Here is a 17,112-nt window from a genome sequence, read left to right on the forward strand (position 1 = left end):
GGCACCAACAAAAACAACATGTATTTTTAATAATTTTAGTTTTGTTACACACAATGGTTTGTTTTAATTTAAAATTTACATATAATTTTGCATTATTAATAAATATGATGTTACTTATGAAAAAAGGTATTTTGGGGTGTAATATTATATACTTGTTTATACTTATTTGCATAGGAATTGCCCTCCCTATCAAATCGCAAAACAATTACAAAGTAAAACTTACAGGCACTGTTTATGAGTACGACCACAACAACAAGCGTTTGCCTTTAGAATTTGCAGCTGTGTCTATTCCTGAAATTGCACTAGGGACAACCTCTGATGAAAATGGTAGATACATACTGGAAAACGTACCTACTGGTAAAATTCGTATGCAAATTCAATATTTGGGCAAAGTCTCCATTGACACCTTAATAAATGTAAATAAGGATTTGGTTCTTAATTTTACAATGAGGAATGAGGATTTTAAGTTGAAAGAAGTTACAGTAACTGCAACCAACAGCCGTTCAGGCAAATCCACATCTTCTCACATTTCCCGCTCTGCTATGGACCATATGCAAGCGACCAGTTTATATGATGTAATGTCATTGATGCCAGGTGGAATTTCACAGAATCAAGATATGAGTTCGGCACAACAGATTAACATCCGTCAAGTTTCCAGTTCCAGTGGTCCGGAAGCTCCGATGAATGCTATGGGCACCGCAATAATTCGTGATGGTGCCCCCATCTCAAATAATGCTAATCTATCTGCGATGAGCCCTACGGTATTAAGTGGTACGGAAACACCCGCTTCATTGGCCGGAGGTGCCTCGCCGGCTGGTGGAACCGATGTTCGTAGTATTTCTACTGAAAATATAGAGTCTATACAAATCGTTCGTGGTATCCCTTCTGTTGAATATGGTGATCTGACCTCAGGAGCAGTAATTATTAATACAAAAGCTGGTCGTGAGCCGCTACGTGTCAAAGCAAAAGCCAATCCCAATATCTATCAGGTGTCTATGGGAACCGGTTTTGAACTTGGAAAAAAGAAAGGCGCTTTAAATGTAAGTGCAGATTATGCTTATAATACGAATAATCCAATATCCAGTTACCAGCACTATCAGCGTGCCACAACAAAGTTGCTCTATTCAAATACTTTCTTTAATAATAAGTTACGTACCAATTCCAGCTTTGATTTTATTTATGGTAAGGATCAACGTGAACGTAATCCTGATGATGAACAAACTAAAACAGCTTCGGAAGGCCGCGATATAGGTTTTACTTTGAATACCAATGGTACATGGAATATAAATAAGGGCTGGTTAAAAACACTACGCTATGTATTGTCAGGTACGTATATGGATAAAGACAGTTATTATGAAACCGTATACAGTTCTGCTACATCTCCTTATTCCATGACCACTACAAACGGTGCGGTACTTAGTAACTTTGCAGGTCAGCATATCTATGATGCCAATGGTAATCAAATTACTAATTTTGGACCGGAAGACATAAATCATTATGCTGTTTATCTACCAAGCAGCTATTTGGGACACTATGAGATCGATAGTCGTGAAGTTAATTTGTTTGCTAAAGTGACGAGTTCTCTATTCAAGGCGAGCGGTCATGTAAACAACCGCATCTTGATTGGTGCGGATTTCCGGAGTGACGGTAACGTTGGTAAAGGAAAAACTTATGACCCAAGTACTCCTCCTTATCGTAGTCAATACGGTCATAATTCATCTTTCCGTCCACGTAACTATAAGGATATTCCTTTCATTAACCAATTTGGTGCATATGTGGAAGATAATTTCAAATGGTCCATAAGCGGTACGCATGATTTGAACATTCAGGCTGGTGTGCGTTATGATCATACCTCAGTAGTAGGAGGCATTTTCTCGCCACGTGTAAATGCATCCATTGATTTGATTCCGAATCTATTAAGTCTTCAGGGAGGTTACGGTATTGCTGCAAAGATGCCTTCTCTTCTCTATTTATATCCAGAAAATGCATATTTTGAATATATCAATATAAATGAGCTTACCAATGAAAATATTCCGGAAAGCCAGCGCTTGTTTATGACTACCACAGAAGTTCGGCAAGTAGATAACTCAGATTTGAAGATTGCCCAAAATCATAAAGCAGAAGTCGGTTTTAATTTACGAGTGGGTAAAACCAATCTGAATGTAATAGCTTATAAGGAGCGTCTGAAGGATGGTTATGTAATGAGCCAAACCTTCAACACCTTCAATACATTTATCTACAATGAATACCAGCGCACAGAAAACGGGATAGAGCTTAGTAGTAGCCTACCGGTATTGTCTACTTATGCAAAACCAACTAATAATTTAAATATAGAAACTAAAGGTTTAGAATTTGATTTGAATATCGGACGTATTGATGCTATCCGTACGGCCTTCCAAATAAATGGCTCATGGATGCGTACTAAGAGTTGGCGTCAGGGTTATAGCTTCTATGACAATAGCGAAGATGCTGCTTCAGCCCGTAAACCGGTGGCCATTTATTCTCAAGAAGGCAATGCAAGTTACAAACAACAATTTGTAACGACTTTACGTGCCACTCACAATATCCCGCGTATCGGTTTTGTTGTTACGATGACAGCACAAGCTATTTGGCAGCAGTCTAATTGGAATACATTTGGAAACGATTCTATACCTGTGGGCTATTTAGCATTGGAAGATGCGTCTGTAAATATGTTTCCCAAGGGGAAATATACCACTACCCAGCAAGTAAAGGATGCAGGATATGGATATATGTTGAATAATGTAAGTCATAATAATGCTATAAAAGAATCATACAGTCCTTATTTTTGTTTTAACTTGAATGTAACTAAAGAAATTAGCAATATGCTACGTGTTTCTTTCTTTGCCAACAATATGTTCAGAAGTTATCCGCGCAGAGAATCCAAACGTAATCCGGGTTCATATATTCAATTGAATAACCGATTTTTCTTTGGGCTGGAATTATCACTCACTTTATAATGTTTAGGAAGTTATGAAAAAATATTTAATATATTTGTTTACATTGGCAAGTACCCTTTTGATAGGATGCGATTCGTTCAGGGACATGTCTGGCACAGCAGAAGTGAATCCTATCACAGTGGATGTATATTTGGATATTACCGTTGAAAATATATCCACACTGAAAGATCTGACTGTAAAGTTCGACAATTACGATGAAGATTTACATTATGTAAAAGAAGTAACTGATAATAGTGTGAAAGTTGACGGAATTATCCCCGGAATTTATTCGGTAACAGTATCCGGTACAGCGATCGATACAGAAAACAATGAATACTACATCAATGGCAATTCTGTAAATGCGGCATTATTTAAGCATGGTAGCGCATTGAATATTGAAGTACAAGGGCTTAAAGTGAGCCCATTAATATTCAAGGAGATTTATTATTGCGGTAGCCGTCCGGAAAAAGGAGGAGTCTATTTCCGAGACCAGTTCTATGAGATATACAATAACTCTGCTGACATTTTGTATTTGGACGGTATTTATTTCGCAAATTTAACTCCGGGTACAGCTACCACTAAATTACCTATTTGGCCGGAAGCGGACGGTAATAATTATGCATATGGAGAACGTGTGTGGAAATTTCCAGGAAATGGAACCGAATATCCGTTAGCGCCAGGTGAATCTTGCATCATTTCTCAATTTGCCGCTAACCATCAGTTGGACATCTATAACCCTCAAAGTCCTATAGACGGCAGTAGTTCTGAGTTTGAGTTTAATATGAATAATCCAAACTTCCCTGACCAGGCAGCTTATGATATGCAACATGTTTTCTACCAAGGAAAAGCAGAGATGGGAAGTATACCACAATATTTGACATCCGTATTCGGAGGTGCTTATGTGATTTTTCGTGTTCCTGAAGGAGAAGCTTGGGATCCGGTCAACGATGAAAATATGAAGACAACAGATCTTAGCAAACCGAACAGCAATGTTTATTATGCAAAAATACCTATTAAATATGTATTGGATGCTGTTGAAGCAGTAAACAATGAGTCAAAGATGAATGCAAAACGTGTCCCCGGTGTACTTGATGCAGGTATTACTTGGGTAGGAGCTACTTATTGCGGTTTAGGTATTGCTCGCAAATTGTCCACAGACGAAGAAGGTAATCCTATTATTCGCGAAGAAACAGGTACATATATATATCAGGATACAAACAACAGTACGGATGACTTTGAACGTGGCGTTGTTCCTGTAATGCGTCGTAATGGAGCAAAAATGCCTTCATGGAATCACACATTGTAATAATTAACTAAAAAGACAGAACAATGAAAAAACAATATATGAACTATATGAAAAGCTGCCTGCTGGTAATGATAGCCTGCCTTGTAAGTATGGTGGGAGCGGCACAGGGCTTCTCTCCCGCCGCTATGGAACAATTGAAAACAAGACGACTATGGTCTCATTCACAGAATGCTGCCGGTATGCCATTCGATGATATTCAGAATTATTCGAATGTTATATTGGGATATGACTTACAGGACGGAAACTATTGCCGTCCGCAAGAGGGGCAGAAAGAGGCTATCGTAGGTGTATCCAGTGAAGGCTTTATCAATCTGAAAAATGCATATGTGTGGGGAGCATTTAATTTTGCACAAAAAAATCTGACAGATGCCGGATATAACGCCTCCATTGCCGATCCATTCAGGGGAATGCCTTACTATGTCGCAGACCAGCACTTAAGCAAATGGAGAAATCAATATTACGATCTGAAGTTTCGTGCAGCTACTCCTTTACTTGGTAATCATTGGGCATTGGGGTTGGAAGGTAATTATGTAGCTACATTAGCTGCCAAACAGCGCGACCCGCGTGTGGATACCCGTTTTTATACGCTGGGACTGACGCCGGGGATTACTTACAAGTTGAATAATTCACACAAGTTTGGTGCAAGTTTCAAGTATAGTTCTATCAAGGAAGACTCAAGAATGAGTAATGTCAACTCTTATGTGGATCAGGACTATTATATATTATACGGTTTGGGAACAGCCATAAAAGGAATAGGCAGCGGTGTAACCAGCAATTATATTGGAGACCGTTTCGGTGGAGCTCTCCAGTACAACTTCAGTATGCCCTCTTTCAATTTACTGCTTGAGGGCAGTTACGATGTAAAAGCGGAAACTGTTCAGCAGAGCTATACGACTCCTAAAAAAATAGCCGGTGTAAAAGATAAAACTGCTCATGTTTCTTTAACGATGATTCAGGAAGGAAAGGACTATACCAATTATATGAGAACCACATATACAAATCGTAACATCGATGGTATTCAGTATATTTCTCAACGCGATAACTCTGAATCACAAAGTGGCTGGGTGGAATTATATAATAACATCCGTTCTACGTACAAGGCACAAACCGCTTCTCTTAATTATGCATTAAGCAGAAACCGCGGGAATGAATATAGTTGGAAAGCAGAATTAAATGTGAATTATACCAAGCAAGACGATGAATATTTAATGCCTAATTCTGTACAGAATGCAGAAAATTTATCTTTAGGCTTAGGTGGCAAAAAAAATTTTGTTTTAGGCAATAGTTTGAATCGCAGGCTTTTAATAGATGTTCATGTTGCGTATAACAATAATCTGGGAGGTGAATATGTATATGGTGGCAGCCATGCAGACTATCCAACTGTAACCGAATTACAACAAGGGCTGACTAATTATTATACCTGTGATTACTATCGTATTGGCGGGTCGATAACGTATTCGCAACAAGTCAGAGAAAACAGACGTATGAACTTATTTGCAAAAGTTGTATTCGATCGTGTAAATACCTCTGACTATGATTATGATGGGCGTACTCATTTATCGATAAGTTTAGGATGTAATTTTTAATGCTACATAACGAAATCTATATTACAAAACATGCGTAAATTAATAACTGGAAGTTTGATGCTCTGCAGCATATTATCTCTGCGGGCACAGACATTTGTTAAACCGGCTGTGAAAGTAAAGGACACCTCTTTTGCTGTAATTACAGATAAAGGGACATTTCAGGCTTGTGAAGCCGAGCTTAAAGCCTATCAGGAGATTCTAGGAATGGAAGGGTTGCCTACGTTCATCGTATACAATGAATGGAATAAACCGGAAGATGTAAAGAAAGTTATTGTTAAGCTCTACAAAAAGGATAAATTGGAAGGAGTGGTATTTGTCGGTGATATCCCTATTCCAATGCTCCGCAAAGCCCAGCATATGACTTCCGCTTTTAAAATGGATGAGAAAAACAATGACTGGAGAGATTCTTCAGTGCCCAGCGACCGTTTCTACGATGATTTCGACCTACAATTCGATTTTTTGAAACAGGACAGTGTCGAAAATAATTTCTTCTATTATAATTTGGCTATAAAATCTCCACAGCAAATTCGGTGTGACATATATTCTGCACGTGTCAAAGCTGTTGATAACGGCGAAGAACCGCATGCGCAAATCAGCCGCTATTTTAAAAAAGTGGTGGCTGAGCACCAGATAAACAATAAATTAGACCAATTCTTCTCCTATACAGGTGATGGCTCTTACTCTAACTCATTGACTGCATGGACACCGGAAACCTTTACTATTCGCGAACAAATGCCGGGCGTATTCGATAAAGAGGGACGGGCCCGTTTCATCCGTTATAATTTCAGCGATTATCCCAAGGACGATGTCATTAATATGCTGAAACGCACAGATCTGGACTTGTCTATTTTTCATGAGCATGGTATGCCCGAACGTCAATATCTTTCCGGTAGTCCCGCTACTAATAGGTGGAATGCTCATGTAGATGCAATGAAGTACTATTATCGTGGTTTAGCGCGTAGAAAGCAAAACAACAAAAAGTCTTTCGACGAAATGCTGGATATGATGAAAAACACATACGGTTTGGACACTACTTGGATTGCAGGCTATGATGATCCCAAAGTAATTGCAGAAGATTCTTTACTAGACCTGCGCACCGGTATTATCCTGTCGGAAGTTACAGAGTTTAAGCCTAATAGCCGTATGGTAATTTTCGATGCATGCTATAATGGTGATTTCCGGGAAAAAGATTACATTGCCGGACGTTATATCATGTCGGAAGGAAAATGCGTAACTACTTTTGCCAATTCAGTCAATGTACTGCAAGATAAAATGGCAAACGAGATGCTCGGCCTGTTAGGTATGGGAGCACGAGTGGGGCAATGGGCTAAATTGACGAATATTCTCGAATCGCACATTACCGGTGACCCTACTCTACGTTTTCAATCTATCAATGAGGTAGATGCCAATGCTTTGTTCAAAGAACCATATAGCGAGTCCCGCATGTTGGAGTTATTACAGTCGCCCTATGCCGACATACAGAATTTTGCTTTGCACAACCTTTATCGCAATGACTATCCGGGTATTTCTGATTTATTAAGAAAAACTTTTGAAACTTCCTCGTTCATGATGGTACGTTTCACCTGCTTGGCATTGCTTGAGAAGATTAGTGACAAAAACTTCCGGGAAGTCTTACACTTGGCCATTACGGATTCCTATGAATTTATTCGTCGCACCTCTGTTCGTATGATGCAACATGTGGGACTGAACGAGTATGTTTATCCGCAAATCAAAGCCTATGTAGAAGACAACCTATCCGAGCGTGTGGCATTTAATGTGAGTTTGGGGCTTCAAGTCTTTGATCAGGCAGCCGTACAGGCGGCAATTGATAAAGTAATGGCTGAGACCTATGTGTTGCAAGACAAGGAGGAGATGCGTAAGGTTTTGGAGAATGCCAATAATAGTCGTAGCATGCAAAAAGAGTTATTAAGCAAAGAAACTTCCGAACGTTGGCGCATCCTTTATTGCAATTCTCTGAAAAATCATATGGCACATGCCTGTGTAGACGGCCTCTTGGCTTTACTTACCGACTCCAGTGAAAGTGAAAAGCTAAAAACCTGTTTATTGGAGGCTTTTGCTTGGTTCACTCATTCTTATCGGAAGCCTGACATCCTTCGGGTATGCGATCAACTGAGAAAAGATAAGAGCTTATCCGAGAACCTTCGTGAAGAAGCCGACCGTACATATTACAGACTTAAAAATTAATTGGCCATGATTAAAAAAATAATATATCTGGCATTTCTTTTGCCATTGGCAGGAAATGCACAAACAACAGTCATAAAGCCATTGGTCAAACAACCTACCGCTTTTGCTATCATAACAGATAACCAAACTTATGCAAATACCAAAGATGCCATGCATCAGTACAAAACTGCGGTTGAAGATGATGGTTTGGCAACTTATCTGATCAGCGGTGACTGGCAAAATCCAGATCAAGTCAAACAGATAATCATCAAAACATATCAAGAATGCCCTTCATTGGAAGGTCTGGTTTTAATCGGCGATGTGCCTGTCGCATTGGTACGTAATGCGCAACACATGACTACTGCATTCAAAATGAATGAGAAAGCCTTTCCTTGGGATCAGTCTTCCGTACCTACCGACCGCTTTTATGATGATCTGAACTTAAAGTTTGAGTTCATCAGGCAAGACTCAGTAAATCATCAGCATTTCTACTACAAATTGACAGAAGACAGTCCCCAGCGGCTAAATCCTACTTTCTATTCAGCTCGTATCAAGTATCCGGAAAAAAAGGAAGGGGATAAATATGCGGCCATTGCCTCATATCTGAAGAAAGCTGCTGCTGCCAAGGCAGATAAGCATAATCAATTAGATCGGGTATTCTCATTCAATGGTGCTTCTTACAATTCCGATTGCCTGATTGTATGGATGGATGACGAAAAAGCTTATATGGAGAACTTTCCATTAGCTTTTGGTCGTCAAATGGGATTCAAACATTGGAACTTCCGAATGAAACACCCTATGAAATATAAGTTATTCAGCGAATTGCAACGAAAGGACCTTGACTTATTTATGTTTCATGAACATGGAATGCCAACAGGGCAGCTTATTAATGATGAATTGGCATGCACTGATTTCAACAATCGTTATAAAATGTTGAAGAGTACACTTTATAATGCAGTCATGTCCCATGTTGGAAAACGTGACAAAGACACCTTACGTATTCAGATGCAGGAAAAACGACAAGTGAATGAGGTGTTTTTTAAAGACCTGGACAATCCTAAGTTCTGGGAAGCAGACTCTCTTCACTACGCTGATGAACGTATCGTAACGGAAGATTTAATGAAGAGAAATCTTTCCACTAATCCGAAGATGATAATGTTTGATGCGTGCTACAACGGTTCTTTTCACGAAAACGACTATATAGCAGGACAATATATCTTTAATGACGGTCAGACATTAGTAGCACAAGGAAATACCCGTAACGTATTGCAAGACCGCTGGACTATTGAAATGATTGGTTTGTTGTCCCATGGTGTACGAGCCGGGCAATACAATAAGCTAATCGTATCACTTGAAGGTCATTTGTTTGGTGATCCCACTTTCCGTTTTGCTCCTATCGAAGCCAATACTTTAAGTACCGATATAACAATACACAAAGATGACAAAGCCTATTGGAAGAATTTGTTAAACAGCCCATACGCTGATGTACAAAGTTTGGCCATGCGTATGCTGGCTGACGCCGATACCCAAAAGGAATTATCTCCGTTGCTCCTGAAGAAGTACCGGGAAAGTGGCTTCAATACGGTTCGTATGGAAGCTATCAAGTTGTTGAGCCGTTATCAGGACGACAACTTCATCGAAGCATTACGCGAAGGTTTGAACGATACTTATGAAATGGTAGCTCGCCAAAGTGCCATTTATGCTGGATTTGTAGGTGACGATTCCTTATTGCCCGCTATTGTGGAAGCATTGGTCGAACATAATGAACGCTTACGCGTACAAATGAGTGCCAACAAGGCTTTAAGCCTTTATCCGAAAGAGAAAGTAGAAAAGACAATAGAAGACTTTTATGCAAAAGTTGACCGTTTGAATGAAAACGAAGAGAAAAAACGATTACTAAGAAGCCTGGAAAGAATGTTTGTACAAGAGGCAAAAGTCCATCAGACCTTGATGGATGTAGCTGCACCGGAAGCAAAACGTATCAGTGCAATCCGCAATGTGCGTAACTATACATTCCATTTCCACGTGGATGATTATTTGAATGTAATTCGTGATGCCGGTAATCCACAGGAAGTACGTGTAGTAATGGCCGAAGCATTAGGTTGGTTTACTAATTCTGTACAACGGCCACACATTCTTGAAGAAATAAAGAAGATGCAACAAACAGCCAATCTTCCGGAAGATTTAAAAGCAGAGCTTGAACAGACAATCAAAAGATTAAGTTTATAAATATGAATAAATACATCCTTTTGGCAATTACCGCTTTGTGCTTACAGGATATGCAGGCGCAAACAGTTGTACATCCTAGTATAAAAACAAAGACTACTTTTGCAATTGTAGTCGATCAGAAAAGTTATGATGAAGCGAAAAGTGAAATTGATGCTTATCGTACCAGTATAGAAAAAGAAGGTTTAGGTACTTACTTGCTAATTGATGATTGGAAAAGGCCCGAACCTATTCGTGAGCAACTTGTCAAATTGCATGAGAATGAGAAAACGCCTTTGGAGGGTTGCGTATTTATAGGTGACATCCCTATTCCAATGATTCGTGATGCACATCATCTATCTTCGGCTTTCAAAAGGTCTCCCAAAGCCAATTGGCAGAAATCAAGCGTTCCTTCCGACCGTTATTATGATGACTTCGGATTAAAATTTGATTATATTAAACAAGACAGTTTGATACCTGACTATCATTATATGACATTGCGTGCTGATTCTAAACAGTATATTTCACCGGATATTTATTCGGCCCGTATCCGTCCATTACATTTAGAAGGTGAGAACCGTTATCAGATGCTACGCGATTACTTAAAAAAGGCAGTTGCCGAAAAAGCAAAGCAAAATGCATTTGACCAACTGACTATGGCCCGTGGCCATGGTTACAATTCTGAAGATCCTTTGGCATGGAGCGGTGAGCAAATAGCCTTACGTGAGCAATTGCCGCAAATATTCAAATCGGGTAATACAGTGAAGTTCTATGATTTTAACATGCGCTATCCGATGAAACCATTATACTTGAACGAGATTCAGCGCGAAGGATTAGATGTCATGCTATTCCATCACCACGGTGGCCCCACCATGCAGTATATCAATGGCTATGAAAATGGTTCCGGTATTAATTTGAGTATTGAGAATGCCAAAATATTCTTGCGAAGCAAAGTGCCTTCATACGCCAAGAAACATGGGCGTGAAGCTGCTATCAAAGAATATGCCAAGCAGTATGGGGTGCCTGAAAGTTGGTGTGCGGAAGCTTTCGATGAGGAGAAAATAAAATCGGATTCCATTGTAAACCGTAATATGGATATCTATACTGAAGATATTCGTCTTTTGACTCCTAATGCGCGTTTTATATTGTTCGATGCTTGTTTCAACGGTTCTTTCCATTTGGATGACAACATTGTAGGCTCTTATATATTCAATAAGGGTAAGACCATTGCTACTATGGGATGTACGGTTAACACCATTCAAGATAAATGGCCGGATGAATTTCTCGGCTTGTTAGCTGCCGGTATGCGCATCGGGCAGTTCACTCGTTTTACCTGCTTCTTGGAAAATCATCTGATCGGTGACCCGACTTTTCACTTCACCAATAATGCCGGGCTGGATATGGACATCAACCAAGCTTTAGTTGCGCAGGAAGGAAATGTTACATTCTGGAAAAAACAGCTGAATTCCCCTATGGCTGACATGCAGGCAATGGCGCTCCGTCAATTGTCAATGGCAAATTATAGTGGTCTCGTTGAGTTGCTGAAGAAAAGTTACCACGAATCGAACTATTTCGTTGTGCGGTTGGAAGCATTACGCCTATTAGCTTTGAACTATCCGACAGAGGTTGCCGATGTATTGCAGACAGCCATGAACGACAGTTATGAACTGATCCGTCGTTATGCGGTGGAATACGTTGAAAAGAATTGCAATCCGGAATTGTTGCCGGCATGGATAGAAAGCTATTTATTACGCGGACATGAAAACCGCCATCGTTTCAGAATTTTTAGTGCTATCAACACGTTCGACCATGATATGGCTTTGAATGAATTGAAGAAACAGGCTGCCGATTGGTCTTTCTACGATTCTTCCTATGTGAATGAATTGTTAGAATACCTTCCTCGCCAAAAGAAAGGACTTGAAAGAGATTTTGCACTTATTGACAGTCCGGAAAGTACTACCAAACAGATACAAAGCGAAATAAGTAGGTTCCGAAATAAACCTATTGCTAAAGCTATTGAGCCATTACTGAACATTATAAAAAATGAAAGCCAAGAAGAAGAACTTCGCATATTGGCTGCTGAAACATTAGGCTGGTATAATTTATACTATAATAAAGCAGATATAATCAAAGAACTTAACACATTTAGAACTTCCAATCAAAAGCTAATGAACGAAGTTACCAAAACAATTAATAGGCTGAAAAGTCAAAATAGGTAGAATCATCCAAACGATGAGATAGACCGGATCCAAAGGGCGGTTCTGCCATTCCTGAGCAGCCTGGTTGACTTTGTTCGTGATGATGGAAATAGCTGATGTGGACAGTTCTATCTCATAGATTTCACGCATCTCCTCTTCTATGTCTGACACGCTCATTCCTTTGGCATATAGGGAGATAACAAGTTTTTCTTTAATATTATCGACACTATACAGGGACATTCAGTAAATGTCTATAGTATAACTCCTCAACCAGTTCCAGACACCAATCATTAAAACAGGGATATTCCTAAAATAATAAAATTTAAGGCAACTAATTCATTGCGAGTTAGTTGCCTTTTTTGTATCTTTAAGCATTCCCCCCAAAAAACGGTTTGACGGCCAAAACGGGGGTAATCTAAAATAAAAACACATGGTAAAGATACAAAAAATCTCAGAAATCGAACCTCGTTTAGGTTTTACCGAGTTCGATATGCTAAAAAAATATCGTCAAAGTTTTGCAACGAGTGAATTAGGTCGCCTCCATGCTCTGTTTCCTTTCTCGGAACTGGCCCGACAAATGCATTTGAAGTCCTCTGCTTTGGGTCGTAAAAGTTATTTTTCTCCCGAAGGTAAAATAGCCTTGATGGTCTTGAAGTCCTATACCAACTTTTCCGATGCACAACTGATTGAGCATTTAAACGGTAATATTCATTACCAGTTGTTTTGTGGTGTTCAGATTGATCCGCTTCATCCACTAACCAATCCTAAAATCGTTAGTGCAATTCGTCAGGAACTAGCGCATCGCCTTGACGTTGAGCCCCTCCAGCTCATTCTTGCCGAGCATTGGAAACCTTATCTTGAGAACCTTCATGTCTGTATGACCGATGCCACCTGTTATGAAAGTCATCTGCGTTTTCCTACTGATACCAAACTCTTATGGGAAGGTATTGTATGGCTTCATCGTCATCTGTGCAAACATTGCCAGACCTTGCACATACAACGTCCCCGTAACAAGTATCTTGATGTACGCCGTGCCTATCTTGCTTATAGCAAACTGCGTAAACGCAGGAAATCACAGACTCGTATGATTACACGAAGGTTACTTCAGTTATTGGAAAATTCAATACTGCCAACAGATAATCCAAATGATCGCCTGTCATAATATAACAGGCATTGTTCATTACATAATTGTTGGCATCATATGCAAAAGCCATTTGGTTTCCGATTATTTTCCATACAATTTTTGGCTTAGAAAAATCCTCCCAATAACTGATGCTATCTTGTGTTTCAAACCACTCGTTACTAGTTTTCTTTCGGGCTTTTATTTTTTTGCCATTAACAATATGAGTTTCTCCTGTTTGTTCTAAACGCTCTATGCCAATTGACAGAAGATAATTTTTCACCGCAGGATAACTTTCTATATCATAATGCCGCGAAGGAAATGTGGCTATAATCCACAAGTCCGCCCATTCATATTCATATCTCTTGATATCCCTGCCACGAAGAATCGGTCGTATAAGTTCAGCCGTCCGAACACGTTCATCTTCTGTTTGACAATTCGCTAGTATCTCATCACGCTTTTCGGTAGAAATGATAAAAGCATCATTGAAACCAGTTTTTATCCCATAGTTGATTTGGATGTTCCAATCCTTCAAGGGTATTCCCACAGACTCAATCTTCTGCTTGATGCTCTGTTCAATGGGAGACAATATCACCCATGGGATAGAATCTGCAAAGTTACACTTCACGCCTTGTTGCTGCACGAAATCGCTCAAATTATTCAAGCCATTCGAATCTTGTACCAAACAAGCTTGTGTGTTAAAAATATTTGCTGCTTTTTGAGATAAAAGAATATTTGCTTCTACCGTTATTGCATCGAATATTTTTATACCTGCAAAATCTACCAACATAATAGGATTGGTCTTGCTTGCGAAATAACCTCGCAAGGCTTCACCATACCCTGCACGCATCCATTTATTAGACGTGATATAGCAAAGAAAACCATTGGGAGTAAGCAGGTTCATACCCAACTCATAGAAGAGGCAGTAAATATCACCAGTGCGTGCATAAGTTATGTAACCCATGCATTCTAATACATCGGCACTCTTACCCATAGATTGTAACTGAATGTAAGGTGGATTGCCAATGATACAGTCAAATCCCAAGAAGTTGCCTTCGGCATCGAGTACTTCTGGAAACTCTATACGCCATTCGAATGCACCAAGATAAATTTTGTTGGAGCGTATTTCCTCAAATATATTTTCTAAAGTCGCAATTTCTTTCTTTAAATCGGCAATGCGCTTGTCCGACGCTTTCTTTTCCTTTTTTGTCGGTTCAAACAGTTGAGGCGCTTGTAAGTTTGCCAACTCAGAGCGGCGTTTGTTCAATCTAACCAATCGTGCATCCCGGCGGTTGATCTCTGTTTTCAGTTTCGACTTGATTTCTGTTATAAACGTTTCCAAATCCTGCTTTTCGCTTTTACTTTGGGCATTTTTATATTTAGCTACAGCCTCCTTATATTGGCTGATGCTGATACTAGACTCTCGCAGTACGGTCTGAATACTGTCTGTCAAAGCGAATCGGTGAAGCAAAGAATTTCCACATTTGATGTTAATGTCGATATTTGGTAAGGTTTCTAAATAAGTGTAATTACTTTCAGCCGTATAGTAAGCATTCTTCAACAATCCAATCCACAGTCGTAGGCGGCAAATCTTCACAGAGTTGGGGTTAATATCAACGCCAAATAAACAGTTCTCAATGATTTGACGCTTCTCCTTGAAAAGAGTTTCCTGCATGCGGCGACTTTCCGCATTGAGTGGGTTGTAAGCAAATAAATTACCTTCGGTATCGGTAACAATCAGCTCGTCATTTTCAATGGCAAGTTGATAGTCCGCTTTGCGGATACGCTTACCGGTAGCATCTACCAAAATACCTAATTCGTATTTCAAGAGTATCAGTTCATTGAGAGCAGACACAAGAAAGTGACCCGAACCAACAGCTGGATCACACAGTCGCAAACTGTTAATTAGTTCATTAGCTTCGACTATATTGTCAATATGGTTGTATAGTTCTATACGGGTGGTACAATTCCAGCCATAATAACCATTAAACTTTTGCAACACGGTCTTGGTGATTGCTTCACGGCACATGAACATAGTGATAAAGCCTGGAGTGAATACTGAACCATCCTTGTGACCATTTATTTTCTCGAATATAAGCCCTAAAACAGAAGCATTGATGAGTGTTTTAGCCTCTTCTTGCACTTCTTCACTGCCTTCGCTCGCAAAGTTATAAGCGTCGAGAAAAGCAAACAAATATTGCAGGGTGGGTAATGCGTTGACTTGTAGATTGCGTTTTTTATTTCGTAATACGCTACTCGCCAAGACAGGAAGTACCGTACGTTGTGAAAGGCTGTTTATCTTAATTGTTTTACTTTCCAAATCTGTCACCTCGAAAAGAGAACTGTTAAGATAGGGAACGTAAGCAAAATCACGCATAATGGAGTGTGTGCGGCTGCCCATGTCACGTGCAAGCACTTGGAAAAAGAGTGTGTTGAGATCATCATAGTCATGAATCTTAGTTATTGAAAGAAATTTATAGATTGCATCTCCATTGTGGTATTTCAACATCTGAGCCTCCAACAGTTTCAAGAAAAGGATACGATTCATCCAAGTAATACACAATTCCATTGCAACATTGAATAACCGTTCCTCATAATCATTCCCATACAAACGACCATTTATGTGACGCAAACAATCTTCTGCATCCAGTTGGTTAATAGTATTCTCTAGTAATGAAGCCTCGTCACGCCGTTCCACAGCTTTGCGTACAATCACGGTTTTATTATTCTCTTTGCGTTCCTCAATACCAATAATGTGTAGCAGCTCAGTGTAGAATCCACGGTTGAGCGAATTGCTGTCATTTTGGAACGATAGCTTCAAAAGATGTGTATCGCTGAATATCTTATAAAGTTCGATAAGTTTGCGTGAAGCGCTACTGTCTGTTCTATCAAGCAGGTGTTGATAGTCTTGTAAGTTGAAGTAAGTGTATTCAAGGCTATCTTTCACCTCCTCAATATAGGTTGTTGCAATTTCAGTATAGAAGAAATCGGTTTTGTTACTGGTTTTGCGTCCATCCACAAAGTCTTGAAACTCACGACGTAATTGTTTGTTCTGATAGAATTTGCGTTCAAACTCATGGGCATCAAAAATAAAGAATTCATGAATATTAGTAGCGATGAGATATTTAATATCATTGTTCTTCTTATTGACACGTTCTTTAAGATAGTATAGCAATAATTCCTGCAAAGCCTTACGATTAAGATTGTCATTAGAAATCATCTCACCTTTGTTGGTGGTACTCTTTACTTCAATCAATAACCCTATATTGGACTTGATAGTTTTATCCAATCGGATAGCCAAATCAATATCTTCTTCGGGAGCCATGTAGTATGGCTTGTAGAACGTTTCACTCAGAAAATTACGTAAATGTTCTTTTTGCGTGTGTTCTCTTTGCCCATCCACAATATTGTCTCTCAATGTGCGAAGGGCATTTTTGAATAAGTCAAAATCTGTTGTTTCAATCGCAACCTGTCTATATGCTTTGTTCAAAACTTGATTCGGTTTGAGTAGTCCCATAATGTTTGGTAAATGAGTTAATAAAATACAAAGGTAGTC

Annotated in this window: 7 protein-coding genes and 2 pseudogenes; 7 read left to right on the forward strand and 2 right to left on the reverse strand. The window is 39.4% G+C overall.

What is annotated here, in order from left to right:
- The first annotated feature begins 107 nt into the window (after positions 1–107).
- From KO473_RS09775 to KO473_RS09800, 6 genes are read left to right on the forward strand one after another with little or no spacing between them, the layout of a single operon-like run.
- Positions 108–2,978: a TonB-dependent receptor gene (locus KO473_RS09775; RefSeq protein WP_004311273.1), complete on the forward strand. Its 2,871-nt coding sequence runs from the start codon at positions 108–110 to the stop codon at positions 2,976–2,978.
- Between the two features lie 13 nt (positions 2,979–2,991).
- Positions 2,992–4,263, forward strand: coding sequence for a DUF4876 domain-containing protein (locus KO473_RS09780; RefSeq protein WP_004312956.1), 1,272 nt, complete (start codon positions 2,992–2,994; stop codon positions 4,261–4,263).
- A 23-nt stretch (positions 4,264–4,286) separates the two neighbouring features.
- Positions 4,287–5,849, forward strand: coding sequence for a DUF6850 family outer membrane beta-barrel protein (locus tag KO473_RS09785; protein ID WP_004327091.1), 1,563 nt, complete (start codon positions 4,287–4,289; stop codon positions 5,847–5,849).
- Positions 5,850–5,879: 30 nt separating this feature from the next.
- Positions 5,880–8,054 carry a HEAT repeat domain-containing protein gene (locus tag KO473_RS09790; protein WP_005651733.1) on the forward strand — a complete coding sequence of 725 codons (2,175 nt, stop codon included), beginning with the start codon at positions 5,880–5,882 and terminating at the stop codon, positions 8,052–8,054.
- A gap of 6 nt (positions 8,055–8,060) precedes the next feature.
- Complete coding sequence (locus KO473_RS09795; RefSeq protein ID WP_004311266.1) at positions 8,061–10,262, forward strand: HEAT repeat domain-containing protein; 2,202 nt, start codon at positions 8,061–8,063, stop codon at positions 10,260–10,262.
- Between the two features lie 2 nt (positions 10,263–10,264).
- Complete coding sequence (locus KO473_RS09800) at positions 10,265–12,457, forward strand: hypothetical protein (RefSeq protein WP_004311265.1); 2,193 nt, start codon at positions 10,265–10,267, stop codon at positions 12,455–12,457.
- Between the two features lie 3 nt (positions 12,458–12,460).
- Here KO473_RS09800 and KO473_RS09805 read toward each other — a convergent pair.
- Positions 12,461–12,634: pseudogene (locus tag KO473_RS09805) on the reverse strand (transposase); the annotation flags it as partial.
- 232 nt (positions 12,635–12,866) lie between these two features.
- Between KO473_RS09805 and KO473_RS09810 the strand changes: the two are divergent.
- Positions 12,867–13,553 (forward strand): annotated as a pseudogene (locus KO473_RS09810) (transposase); the annotation flags it as partial.
- Here KO473_RS09810 and KO473_RS09815 read toward each other — a convergent pair.
- Positions 13,525–17,073 carry an Eco57I restriction-modification methylase domain-containing protein gene (locus tag KO473_RS09815; RefSeq protein WP_122130308.1) on the reverse strand — a complete coding sequence of 1,183 codons (3,549 nt, stop codon included), beginning with the start codon at positions 17,071–17,073 and terminating at the stop codon, positions 13,525–13,527. The pseudogene KO473_RS09810 and the gene KO473_RS09815 sit on opposite strands and share 29 nt — an antisense overlap.
- Positions 17,074–17,112: the final 39 nt, after the last annotated feature.

It is taken from the genome of Bacteroides sp. HF-4919 (assembly GCF_018860125.1).